At 70.9% G+C, this 11,831-nt stretch carries 10 protein-coding genes; 2 read left to right on the top strand and 8 right to left on the bottom strand.

Annotated features, from left to right (window positions below):
- The first annotated feature begins 25 nt into the window (after positions 1 to 25).
- Both A5704_RS23060 and A5704_RS23055 read left to right on the top strand, forming a co-directional pair.
- A complete protein-coding gene (locus tag A5704_RS23060) occupies positions 26 to 562 on the top strand; it encodes a hypothetical protein (RefSeq protein ID WP_067749150.1) in 537 nt (178 codons plus the stop codon).
- On the top strand, positions 559 to 1,005 hold the full coding sequence (locus A5704_RS23055; RefSeq protein WP_067749147.1) for a ferritin-like domain-containing protein: 447 nt from the start codon (positions 559 to 561) through the stop codon (positions 1,003 to 1,005). Before A5704_RS23060 ends, A5704_RS23055 begins: the two co-directional genes overlap by 4 nt.
- 21 nt (positions 1,006 to 1,026) lie before the next feature.
- On the opposite strand, the gene A5704_RS23050 is transcribed toward A5704_RS23055, so the two are convergent.
- From A5704_RS23050 to mqo, 8 genes are all read right to left on the bottom strand, one after another.
- Positions 1,027 to 2,775 carry a proline--tRNA ligase gene (locus A5704_RS23050; RefSeq protein WP_067749144.1) on the bottom strand — a complete coding sequence of 583 codons (1,749 nt, stop codon included), beginning with the start codon at positions 2,773 to 2,775 and terminating at the stop codon, positions 1,027 to 1,029.
- A gap of 137 nt (positions 2,776 to 2,912) precedes the next feature.
- Positions 2,913 to 4,505, bottom strand: a complete 1,593-nt coding sequence (locus A5704_RS23045; protein WP_067749134.1) for an MFS transporter — start codon at positions 4,503 to 4,505, stop codon at positions 2,913 to 2,915.
- Between the two features lie 33 nt (positions 4,506 to 4,538).
- Positions 4,539 to 5,744, bottom strand: a complete 1,206-nt coding sequence (cobA, locus tag A5704_RS23040) for a uroporphyrinogen-III C-methyltransferase (protein WP_067779285.1) — start codon at positions 5,742 to 5,744, stop codon at positions 4,539 to 4,541.
- 183 nt (positions 5,745 to 5,927) lie between these two features.
- On the bottom strand, positions 5,928 to 7,313 hold the full coding sequence (locus tag A5704_RS23035) for a cobyrinate a,c-diamide synthase (RefSeq protein ID WP_067779287.1): 1,386 nt from the start codon (positions 7,311 to 7,313) through the stop codon (positions 5,928 to 5,930).
- The gene (gene cobO / locus A5704_RS23030; RefSeq protein WP_067891264.1) at positions 7,310 to 7,924 is read right to left on the bottom strand and encodes a cob(I)yrinic acid a,c-diamide adenosyltransferase; all 615 of its coding nucleotides are present in this window, start codon (positions 7,922 to 7,924) and stop codon (positions 7,310 to 7,312) included. Before cobO ends, A5704_RS23035 begins: the two co-directional genes overlap by 4 nt.
- A 15-nt stretch (positions 7,925 to 7,939) precedes the next feature.
- A complete protein-coding gene (locus A5704_RS23025; RefSeq protein ID WP_067749114.1) occupies positions 7,940 to 9,775 on the bottom strand; it encodes a magnesium chelatase subunit D family protein in 1,836 nt (611 codons plus the stop codon).
- Complete coding sequence (locus A5704_RS23020) at positions 9,772 to 10,299, bottom strand: GNAT family N-acetyltransferase (protein ID WP_067749111.1); 528 nt, start codon at positions 10,297 to 10,299, stop codon at positions 9,772 to 9,774. Before A5704_RS23020 ends, A5704_RS23025 begins: the two co-directional genes overlap by 4 nt.
- The gene (gene mqo, locus A5704_RS23015; RefSeq protein ID WP_082954945.1) at positions 10,296 to 11,798 is read right to left on the bottom strand and encodes a malate dehydrogenase (quinone); all 1,503 of its coding nucleotides are present in this window, start codon (positions 11,796 to 11,798) and stop codon (positions 10,296 to 10,298) included. The genes A5704_RS23020 and mqo overlap by 4 nt, the downstream gene beginning before the upstream one ends.
- Positions 11,799 to 11,831 lie beyond the last annotated feature (33 nt).

Genomic DNA, 11,831 nt, shown 5'->3' with positions numbered 1-11,831 from the left:
GGTCCGCCGATGGCAGGATGTGGTTGTGGCTAGCGCAGTTCCCCCCGTCAACCGGCGTGGTGTGCTCGCCGGCGGCGTGGCTCTGGCGGCGCTCGGGGTGGTCACCTCCGCCTGCGGCGAATCCCCGCCGAAGCCCCCGGCCGTCGAAGAGCTGCTGGGGCCGTTGGATCAGGCCCGCAAGGACAGCGCGCTGGCCGGTGCCGCCGCAGCGGCCGTCGGCAATCCACCGCAGATCGCCGCCGCGCTGGCGGTGGTGGCGAATCAACGCGCCGCGCATGCCCGCGCGCTGTCGACGGAGATCTCGCGGGCAGCCGGCAAGATCACCAGCTCGTCGACCAGCGAGACGACGAGCCCCAGCCCGAGCGCGGCCGAGCCGCCGGGACCGCCGCCGCCCCCACCCCCGGTGTCCGACGTGATCAACGCGTTGCGGGCGTCGGCGGACAGCGCCAGCCGCCTGGTGGCGGGGGAATCGGGCTACCGGGCCGGGCTGCTGGCGTCGATCATCGCGTCCTGCACGGCCTCGTACACGGTCGCCCTGGTGCCCGGGGGCCCCTCGATATGAGCTCCGGCAAGGACGCCGACAACGCGGCGCTGTGCGACGCGCTGGCCATCGAACACTCGACGATCTACGGCTACGGCATGGTCTCGGCGCTGTCGCCGCCCAGCGTGAACGGCATGGTGGTGGAGGCCCTGTTGCAGCACCGGCAGCGCCGCGACGACGTGATCGCGATGCTGACCGCCCGCAAGGTCAACGCCCCGGTCGCCGCCCCGGGCTACCAGCTGCCGATGCTGATCGGCAGTGCCGCGGACGCGGCGCGGCTGGCCGCCCGGATGGAGAACGACTGCGCGTCGGCGTGGCGGGTGGTGATCGAGCACGCCGAGACGGCCGACGACCGCGCCTTCTCCTCGACGGCTTTGACGCAGAGCGCCGTGATGGCCGCCCGCTGGAACCGCGTGCTGGGCGCGTGGCCCATCACGACGAGCTTCCCGGGCGGAAACGACTAGCGCCGCAAGGGCTTTCGCGCATTACCCGCTCAGCGCGGCCGTGACGTCGGTGGCCAGAGACGGACCGGTGGCCAGCTCGCGCGTCTGGCCGCCGAAGCGGTCACGCAGCTCGACCACGCCGTTGCCCCAGCCGCGGCCCACCACCAGGATCCAGGGCACGCCCAGCAACTCGGCGTCCTTGAACTTCACCCCCGGCGACGCCTGCCGGTCGTCCAGAAGCACCTCAACACCCAACCGGTCCAGGTCGGCGGCGAGCTCGGTGGCTCCGGCCCGCGCGTCCGCGTCCTTGTTGGCGATCACCAGGTGCACGTCGAACGGCGAGACGGACGGGGGCCAGCGCAGGCCCAGCTCGTCGTGGTGTTGTTCGGCGATCACCGCCACCATCCGCGACACCCCGAAGCCGTAGGACCCCATGGTCAGCCGCACCGGCTTGCCGTCCTCACCGAGCACGTCGGCGGTGAAGGCGTCGGTGTACTTGCGGCCGAGCTGGAAGATGTGCGCGACCTCGATCCCCCGGGCCGACACCAGCGGGCCGGCGCCGTCGGGGGACGGATCACCGTCGCGCACCTCGGCGGCCTCGATGGTGCCGTCGGCTGTGAAATCGCGTCCCGCCACCAGGCCGACGACGTGTCGGCCGGGCTCGTCCGCCCCGGTGATCCAACTGGTGCCGTCCACCACCCGCGGGTCGACCAGGTAGCGAACTCCGTTGTCCCGCAGTGCTTTCGGGCCGATGTAGCCCTTCACCAGGAACGGATACCTGGCGAAGTCGCTGTCGTCGAGCAACGCGTATTCGGCCGGCTCCAGCGCCGCGCTCAGCCTCTTGTCGTCGACCTCGCGATCGCCCGGCAGGCCGATGGCCAGCAGTTCCCACTCCCCGCCCGGCTGCCGCACCTTGAGCAAGACGTTCTTCAGCGTGTCCGCGGCGGTGACGGTGCGGCCGAGGTCGGCGGTGTTGGCCCAGTCCACCAGCGTGGCGATGGTCGGGGTGTCACCGGTGTCGTGGACCACCGCCTCGGGCAGGCCATCGACGGGCTTGGCCTCCGGGCGGGCGGTGACGACGGCCTCGACGTTGGCCGCATACCCGGATTCCAGGCAGCGCACGAAGGTGTCTTCGCCGACGGGGCTTTCGGCCAGGAACTCCTCGGAGGCACTGCCGCCCATCGCTCCCGAGACCGCGGACACGATCACGTAGCGCACCTGGAGCCGATTGAGGATGCGCTGGTAGGCCTCCCGGTGCGCGTGGTAGGCGGCCTTGAGCCCGGCGTCGTCGATGTCGAATGAGTAGGAGTCCTTCATCACGAACTCGCGCACCCGCAGGATCCCCGCCCGCGGGCGCGCCTCGTCGCGGTACTTGTTCTGGATTTGGTAGAGCAGCACCGGAAAGTCTTTGTAGGAGCTGTATTCGCCCTTGACGGTCAGGGTGAACACCTCTTCGTGCGTCGGCCCGAGCAGGTAGTCGTTGCCGCGGCGGTCCTTGAGCCGGAACACGCCGTCGCCGTATTCGGTCCACCGGTTCGTCGTCTCGTACGGCGCGCGCGGCAGCAGGGCGGGGAACAGGATCTCCTGCCCGCCGATCGCGTTCATCTCCTCGCGGACGACCCGCTCGATCCGGCGCAGCACCCGCAGGCCGAGCGGCAGCCAGCTGTACAGCCCGGGCGCGACGGGCCGGATGTAGCCGGCCCGGATCAGTAGCTTGTGGCTGGGCACTTCGGCGTCGGCGGGATCGTCGCGCAACGTGCGCACAAAGAGCTCGGACATCCGGGTGATCACAGCGGGCCAGCCTAACTTGTCAGGGGTGGGCGCCTGGCAGCCGAGGACCCATGCCAGGATCCGCGGATTTGATATCGCCCGCGCTATCGAATCCGGCGCAAGGACATTGGAGTTGGCCGCCAGGGCGGCCTGCCGCCTTACAGCTCGCCGGCGTCGATCGCTTCCTTGACCTCTTGCGCGTGGGCCACCTGCGCCGGCGTGTAGCCGATCAGCAGCGCCGCCCCGCCGACGACGACGGCCACCCCCGCCACCCATAGCAGGCCGTAGGTATAGCCCTGGTCGAGCGCGTGCAGCTGGAGGTCGTTCATGACCTTCACCGGGCCGGTGGTGCCGCCCAGGTACAGCGTGCGGGAGGTGATGACGGCCTGGATGACCGCGAGCACCAGCGGGCCGCCGAGGCTCTGCAGCATCAACGCGATCGCCGACACCGGGCCGATCTGGTCGAAACCGACCCCGGCGATGGCCGACAGCGTCAGCGGGACGACGCAGATGCCGATGCCGATGCCGCCGACGATGATGGGCAGCACCAGGTTGGGGAAGTAGGGCACCCCGCGGTGCATGAAGCCCCAGCCGTAGAGCATCGCCCAGAACAGCAGGATGCCGCCGCCGATGGTCAGCACCCGCGGCGAGAACCGCGACACCAGTTGCGAAGACACTCCCAGGCCGATCCCCATCGCGATGACGAACGGGATGAAGCCGACGCCGGCGCGCAGCGCGCTGTAGCCGAGGATGTCCTGCACGTACAGGCCGATGCATACGGTCAGGCTGAACATCAGGCCGCCGGCGAGGAAGATCGCGGCGAAGGTGACCAGCCGGTTGCGGTCGCGGAACAGGCTGAAGGGGACGACGGGGTTTTCGGCGGTGCGCTCCACGATGATGAATGCCAGCGCCGCGCCCATCGCCACTACGCCCGAGCCGATGGTGGTGATCGACACCCAGCCCTTCTCCGGCCCCATCGAGAAGGCGTAGACGGCCGCGGTGCACGCCAGCGTGGCCAGCATGGCCCCCGTCGCGTCGAGTTTCATCCGCTCGCGGTTGGTCTCGCGCAGCGCGGTGCGGGCCAGGTAGATCATCACCAGCCCGATCGGCACGTTCACCAGGAAAGCCAGCCGCCACGACACCTCGGTCAGCGCCCCGCCGACCACCAGGCCCATCACCGAACCGATGGCGGTCATCGCGGCGAACACCGCGGTCGCGAAGTTACGGGCCGGACCCTTCGGGAACGTGGTCGCCACCAGCGCCAGCCCGGTCGGCGAGGCGATGGCGGACCCCACGCCCTGTGAGAGCCGCGCGATGACCATGGTCGCCTCGTCCCAGGCGACCGCACACAAAACCGAGGAGATGGTGAACAGCGCGACGCCGACGATGAAGGTGCGCTTGCGCCCGATGGTGTCGCCCAGCCGGCCGCCCAGCAGCATCAGCCCACCGAACGTCAGCACGTACGCGGTGATCACCCAGCTGCGGCCCGCGTCGGACAAGCTCAGTTCGTTCTGGATCCTGGGCAGCGCGACGATCGCGACGGTGCTGTCCATGGTCGCCAGCAGCTGCATACCGCCGATGGCGATCACGGCCGCGATGAAGCGGCGGGAAGGCAGCCAGGCCGGGTAATACTTGCTGATGCGCGTGGAGGCGGTCTCCGCCGGGCGCGAGGAGCGCGCCGGGGCCGGACGATCGGGGCGCGCGGACGTGAAGTTCCGCATCGCGCGCTCGGTTTCGTTGAGGGCCGTCATAAAGGGTTACCTTACAGTAATCTTAAGAATCGTTTAAAGCCCGAAAGCGGCCACCGGCCCGATCACGATGATCGCGGGAGGTCGGATGCCCTCGGCGCGGATCTTTTCGGGCGTGTCGGCGAGAGTCGCCCGCAAAGTCTGCTGATCGGCCGTCGTCCCATGCTGGACCACCAGCACCGGGGTATCCGCAGGTCGACCGCCCTTTATCAGCACGTCGGCGAAAAGTTCGATGCGTTCCACGGCCATCAGCAAAACGATGGTCCCCGACATCGCGGCCAACGCATTCCAATTCACTAACGATTCGGGATGATCGGGCGCCAGATGGCCGCTGACCACCACGAATTCGTGATTTGTGGCCCGGTGGGTGACCGGAACGCCGGCGAGGGCCGGCACTCCTATGGCGCTGGTCACACCTGGCACGACGGTGACCGGGATCCCGGCGTCGACGCACGCCAGCACTTCCTCGTAGCCGCGGGCGAAGACGAACGGGTCCCCGCCCTTGAGGCGGACGACGAACTTCCCGGAGCGGGCGCGCTCGATCATGACGTCGTTGATGGCGTCCTGCGCCATCGCCCGCCCGTACGGGATCTTGGCGGCGTCGATGACCTCCACATGGGGCGGCAGCTCGGCCAGCAGCTCCGGCGGCGCCAGCCGATCGGCCACGACGACGTCGGCGTGTGCCAGCAGCCGGCGCCCGCGCACTGTGATCAGTTCGGGGTCACCCGGGCCGCCGCCGACGAGTGCCACCCCGCCGCGCACGACGTCGGAGCTCACCGCGCTGTCCTGGGCGATGAGCCCGGTTTGCAGCGCCTCCCGGATGGCCGACCGGATCGCGGCGGAGCGGCGGTGCTCGCCGCCGGCCAGCACGCCGACCGATAACCCTTCGTAACGGAAGGACGCCGGCGTCACCGCTGTCCCCTCCACGGCGATGTCGGCGCGAACGCAGAACAGGTGGCGGCGTTCGGCCTCGGCGACGACGGCCGCGTTCACGTGCGGGTCGTTGGTGGCGGCGATGGCGTACCAGGCGCCCTCGAGGTCACCGTCGCGGTATTCCCGCAGGGACAACGTGATTCCGGTCATCGCCTCGACCGACCTGGTGGCGCTGCGGGAGATGACGTGGACGTCGGCGCCGCTCGCGATGAGCAGGGGCAGCCGGCGCTGGGCGACCGAGCCGCCGCCGACGACGACGACCTTCTTGCCGGCCAGGCGCAGTCCGGCGAGGTAGGCGTTCTCGGTCACCGGGCAAGCCTAGTGGCGACCGCGAGCGCGGCGGGACGCCGGGCGAAGCGGGTCGCCACCATCAGAACTAGTGGCGACCGCGAGCGCGGCGGGACGCCGGGCGAAGCGGGTCGCCACCATCAGAACCAGTGGCGACCGCGAGCGCGGCGGGACGCCGGGCGAAGCGGGTCGCCACCAGCAGAACTAGTGGCTGTTGTTTTTGGGCCCGGCGCGGCGGGCGGCCGCGTGCGCGACGAATCGCGCGACGGCTTGCGGCGCCGCGGCCGGATGGGTGTGCAGGTACGACGCGTGCACGCCGGCGTGCACGACGCCGTCGCGCACGGCGTCCACGTCGTTGCCCCGGTACACCCACGCCGGCTGGTAGCTGTCGCTGAAAGTGACTGCGGTGCGGTGAAATTCGTGCCCAACCGCCCGCTGTCCGGCGGCGTAGAGCGGCGAGTCGGCCACCGCGACGGCGTCGCGATAGGCCAGCGTCAGGTGCGGGGTGAACCGCGCCGACCCCGCCAGCACGCCGCACATCGGATGGCCGTCGAGTTCGCTGGCCAGGTAGATCAGGCCGGCGCATTCGGCGTGGATCGGCGCGCCCGCGGCGGCCAGCTCGTTGATCTGGCGGCGCACCACCTCGTTGGCCGAGAGTTCGGCGGTGAACTGTTCCGGGAAGCCGCCGGGCAGCACCACCGCGTCGGTGCCGTCGGGCAATGGGTCAGCGAGCGGGTCGAATTCGGCCACGTCGGCGCCGGCGGCGGAAAGCAGCTCGGCGTGCTCGGCGTAGGCGAAGGTGAACGCCTTCCCCGCGGCCATCGCCACGGTGGCGCGCCCGCCGGGTGCCTCCCCCACCGCCGTCGCCGGGTCCCACGCCGGGCCCGCGCGGCCGGCGGCGACCGCCGCCACGGCCGCCAGGTCGACGTGGCGCGCGACCAGGTCGGTCATCGCCTCGACCGCAAGCCGCGCACGCCGCCCGTACTCCACCGCGGTGACGAGGCCCAGATACCTTGTGGGCAGCTCCAATTCGGCGGCCCGCGGGATGGCCCCCAACACCGCGACGCCGGTCTGCTCGCAGGCCTGCCGTAGCACGTGTTCGTGCCGGGCCGAACCGACCCGGTTGAGGATCACGCCGCGGACCCGCGTCGCGGCATCGAAGGTCGAAAACCCGTGCAGCAGTGCCGCGATGCTGTGGCTCTGCCCGCGGGCGTCGACGACCAGGATCACCGGCGCGCCCAACAGGCCGGCCACGTGCGCGGTGGAGCCCTCGGCGGGGCCGGTCGAGACCGGGCCGATCCGCCCGTCGAAGAGCCCCATCACCCCCTCGATAACCGCGATGTCCGCGCCGCCCGCGCCGTGTGCGTACAGCGCGCCGACGAGGCTCTCGCCGACGAGCACCGGGTCCAGGTTGCGGCCGGGACGTCCGGCGGCCAGGCCGTGATAGCCGGGGTCGATGAAGTCGGGGCCGACCTTGAACGGCGCCACGACATGACCCGCGCGCCGCAGGGCGCCGATCAAACCCGTTGCGACCGTTGTCTTTCCGCTGCCCGACGCCGGAGCGGCGACGACGACGGCGGGGACACTCACCACTCGATGCCCTTCTGCCCCTTGCGCCCCGCGTCCATCGGGTGCTTGACCTTGGTCATCTCGGTGACGAGGTCGGCGGCCTCGATCAACCGCTCCGGGGCATCGCGACCGGTGATGACGACGTGCTGATGGCCGGGGCGCGCCAGCAGCGTGTCCACCACCTCGTCGACGTCCACCCAGCCCCATTTCAGCGGGTAGGTGAACTCGTCCAGCACGTAGAAGTCGTGGCGCTGCCCGGCGAGGCGGCGCGCGATCTCCGCCCACCCGTCGGCGGCGGCCGCCGCGTGATCGAGCTCGCTGCCCGCCTTGCGGGACCACGACCACCCCGCGCCCATCTTGTGCCATTCGACGGGCCCACCGACGTTGTGCTGCTGGTGCACCTGACCGAGTTGGGCGAACGCGGCCTCCTCGCCCACCTTCCACTTGGCGCTCTTGACGAACTGGAACATGGCCACGGAGAGCCCGGCGTTCCACGCGCGCAACGCCATTCCGAACGCCGCGGTCGACTTGCCCTTGCCCGGGCCGGTGTGCACCGCCAAGACCGGGGTGTTGCGCCGGGCCCTGGTGCTCAGCCCGTCGTCGGGCACCTGGACCGGTCGGCCTTGTGGCATCAGCGGTTACCTTTCTCAGGCCGCGTTTCGCACGGCGCGCGTCAGGGAGTCCGCGTGCAGCTGTTCGAGGCGCACGGCCGGCGCGCCCAGCTGGCGGGCCAGCCGCTCGGCCAAGCCCAGTCGCACATAAGACGTTTCGCAGTCCACGACCACCGCGGCGGCGCCCTCGGCCACCAGGCGGGCGGCCGCCGCCCGGCTGCGGCCCAACGGGTCCGGTCCGGCCGTGGCCCGGCCGTCCGTGAGCACCACCACCAGGGACCGCCGGGCCCGATCACGCGCCTTCTCCCGAACGATCAATTCGCGCGCCGCGAGCAGGCCCTCGGCCAACGGGGTCTTGCCGCCGGTGTCGAATCGGGCCAGCCGCCGGCCGGCGATGTGCGCCGACGAGGTGGGCGGCAGCAGCAGCCGCGCCTCGTTCTGGCGAAACGTGATCACGGCGACCTTGTCGCGGCGCTGGTAGGCATCGCGCAGCAGCGACAACGTCGCCCCGCTGACCGCGGCCATGCGGTCGCGCGCCGCCATCGAACCCGAGGCGTCTACGACGAAGATGACCAGGTTGCCTTCACGCCCCTCGCGGATCGCCCGTCGCACGTCGTCCGGGCCCGGGCGCAACGGCCCGGCGCCGGCCCGCTCGGCGGCCGAGAGCAGGGTGGCGAAGAGGTGTAGGCCGTGCGCGCCGGAGTTCGTGTCGCCGCCGTCGGCGGCCGCGATCACGCTGCCGGTGGCGTTGCGCGCCCGCGACCGGCGCCCGGGCGCGCCGTCGCCAACCCCGGGCACCGTCAACGCCCGGGCGCGAAAGGTTTTCGACGGCGGCGCGCTGGGGCGCGGCGGTTGCGGCTTCTGGGCCGCCGATGAATTTGGTTGCTCCGCAGCGCCTTCCGCGGACTGCCCGCCGCCCGGCGGGTCGGGGTCCGGCTCGGGCTCATCGTCACCGGCTTGCGCCAGCGCCTGATCGAGCTGGTCGCGGTCGATGCCCGGATCGTCGAACGGGTCGCGGCGGCACCGATGCGGCAACGCCAGCTCGGCGGCCACCCGGACATCCTGCTCCTCCACGGCCTTGGCTCCCCGCCACGCGGCGTGTGCGGCGGCGGTGCGGGCCACCACCAGATCGGCGCGCATCCCGTCGACGTCGAACGCGGCGCACACCGCTGCGATGCGCCGTAATTCGTTGTCCGGCAGCACCACCTCGCCGACCAGCGCGCGCGCGTCCGCGATGCGCCGGGCCAGTTCCGCCTCGGCGTCGGCGTATCGCTCGACGAACGCGTCGGGGTCCGCCTCGTAGGCCATGCGCTGCCGGACCACCTCCACGCGGACGTCGACATCGCGCGACGCGTGCACGTCGACGGTGAGACCGAACCGGTCCAGCAACTGCGGACGCAGTTCGCCCTCCTCCGGGTTCATGGTGCCGATGAGCACGAACCGGGCCTCGTGCGAATGGGAGATGCCGTCGCGTTCGATGTGCACCCGGCCCATCGCCGCGGCGTCGAGCAGCACGTCCACCAGATGGTCGTGCAGCAGGTTGACCTCGTCGACGTAGAGCACGCCGCCGTGCGCGCGAGCCAGCAGCCCCGGTGAAAATGCGTGCTCGCCGTCGCGCAGCACCCGCTGGAGGTCCAGCGAGCCGACCACCCGGTCTTCGGTTGCGCCGAGGGGCATTTCGACGAGGCCGGCCCCGTCGCCGTTGGTCGCGGCCGACAGCAGCGCGGCCAGGCCACGCACGGCCGTCGACTTCGCCGTGCCCTTCTCGCCCCGGATCAGCGCACCGCCGATCTCCGGGCGCACGGCGCACAGCAGCAGCGCGAGGCGCAGCTGCTCGTGCCCGACGATCGCGCTGAACGGATACGGCTTCACGCTAGCTCCGTGAGGCCCGAGCCGGGCCCGCCCGACGACGTCGCGGGCGGGATGTCCGCCTGGGGCGGAGCTGGTCGCGAAGGCTTGAGCATCGGCACGTGGGGAATGCCGTCGTCGACGAAATCCTCACCCGCGCGGACGAATCCGTGTTGGGCGTACATGTCGGCCAGGTATGTCTGCGCGTCGATCCGGCACGGGTAGTCGCCCACCTCGGCCAGGGCGGCGCGCAGCAGCCGGGTGGTGTGGCCCTGCCCGCGCGCGCTGCGTTTGGTGCACAACCGGCCGATCCGGAACGACTTCTGGCCGCCGGCATGTTCCTCCATCAACCGCAGCGTGCAGATCACCTCGCCCTCGGGGGTCTCCAGCCAGAAGTGCCGGGTTTCGGCGAGCAGGTCGCGCCCGTCCAGCTCCGGGTACGGGCAGGCCTGCTCCACCACGAACACCTCGACTCGCAGCTTCAGCAGCTCGTAAAGGGTACGGGCGCCAAGGTCTTTGGCCCAGGACCGACGCAACGCTTCACTCATGACCGGACCCCCGAATCGGACCTCAACCGCAGCACCTCGGTGCTCCAGCACCACACCTCGTCGTACAACGCCGGCTCGCGGGAAAGCTCGACGCCCAGCGACGGCACCATCTCCTTGAGCCTCGGCAGCCAGGAGCCGTAGCGGCCGGCGAAGCACCGCGCGAGCACCTCGAGCATGGCGGACACGGCCGTCGACGCCCCAGGCGAACCTCCCAGCAGTCCCGCGATGCTGCCGTCGGCGGCGGCCAGCACGGTGGTGCTGAAGTCCAGCACGCCCCCCTTGCGTCTGTCCCGCCGGATCACTTGTACCCGCTGACCGGCGACCGTCAGCTCCCAGTCGGAATCGACTGCGCTGGCAGCGAATTCGCGCAGGGTGGCGATGCGGTCGGGTTCGGACAGCCGCAGTTGGCCGAGCAGGTAGTTGACCAGCGTCAGCTGGGTGAGGCCGACCCCGAGCATGGACAGCGCGTTGTCCGGTTTCACCGAGCGCGGCAGGTCGGACAGGCGGCCGTGTTTCAAGAACTTCGGCGACCACCCCGCGTACGGCCCGAACACCAACCATGACTTGCCGTTGACGAAGCGCAGGTCCAGGTGCAGCGCGCCGAGCGGTGGGGCCCCCGGCGCCGGAACCCCGTACACCTTGGCCCGGTGGGCGGCGGTGAGCGCCGGATTGTCGGTGCGCAGGAACCGGCCGCCGATCGGGAACCCGGCGAAGCCCCTGACCTCCTTGATGCCGGACTTCTGCAGCAACGGCAGCGCGTCGCCACCGGCGCCGACGAAGACGAATTTGGCGTTCAGCCGGTGCTTTTCGCCGGTGCGGCGATTGCGAACCAGCAGCGTCCAGCTGCCGTCCGATTGCCGAGTCAGATCGCGGACCTCGTGGCCGAACAGCGCGCTCGCCCCGTCCTGCACGCAGTAGCCGATGAGCTGGCGGGCCAGCGCGCCGAAGTCGACGTCGGTGCCGTGGGGGGCCCAGTTGAGCGCGGTCGGTTCGGCGAAGCCGCGCTTGGCGGCCATGAACGGCAGCCGGCGGGCGAACTCGTCGGCGTCGTCGATGAATTCGGTGCCCGCGAACAGCGGGTTGGCAGCCAACGCCCGTTGCCGGCGGCGTAAGAACTCGACGCGCTGCGCCCCGCGCACGAAACTCACGTGCGGGATCGGGTTGCAGAAGCCGGTATCGGTCAGGATCCCGTTTTCTACGGCGTAGGCCCAGAATTGCCGGGTCACCTGGAACTGCTCGTTGATCCGCACCGCTTTGGTGATGTCGATCGAGCCATCGGGATTCTGCGGCGTGTAGTTGAGCTCGCACAGCGCCGAGTGCCCCGTGCCGGCGTTGTTCCAGGGACTGCTGCTCTCCGCGGCGACGGCGTCCAGCCGTTCGACAATGGTCATCGACCAGTCCGGCTGCAGGCGGCGCAGCAACGCACCGAGCGTCGCGCTCATGATGCCCGCGCCCACCAGCACGACGTCAGTCCGTGCGGTTCGGGCTAGCGACGACAACTGCTCCTGGTCCTTCCCTCGACTGCGCCGGTC

Source organism: Mycobacterium sp. E735, from assembly GCF_001666955.1.
Classification (GTDB): Bacteria; Actinomycetota; Actinomycetes; order Mycobacteriales; family Mycobacteriaceae; genus Mycobacterium.
This window is presented reverse-complemented; position numbering and strand designations above follow the sequence as displayed.

What these genes read in the sequence shown, in the direction of transcription:
- A5704_RS23055 (WP_067749147.1), top strand. Translation starts at nt 559, where the DNA reads ATGAGCTCCGGCAAGGACGCCGACAACGCGGCGCTGTGCGACGCGCTG.
- cobO (WP_067891264.1), bottom strand. Translation starts at nt 7,924, where the DNA reads ATGCCACAAGGCCGACCGGTCCAGGTGCCCGACGACGGGCTGAGCACC.
- A5704_RS23045 (WP_067749134.1), bottom strand. Translation starts at nt 4,505, where the DNA reads ATGACGGCCCTCAACGAAACCGAGCGCGCGATGCGGAACTTCACGTCC.
- A5704_RS23020 (WP_067749111.1), bottom strand. Translation starts at nt 10,299, where the DNA reads ATGAGTGAAGCGTTGCGTCGGTCCTGGGCCAAAGACCTTGGCGCCCGT.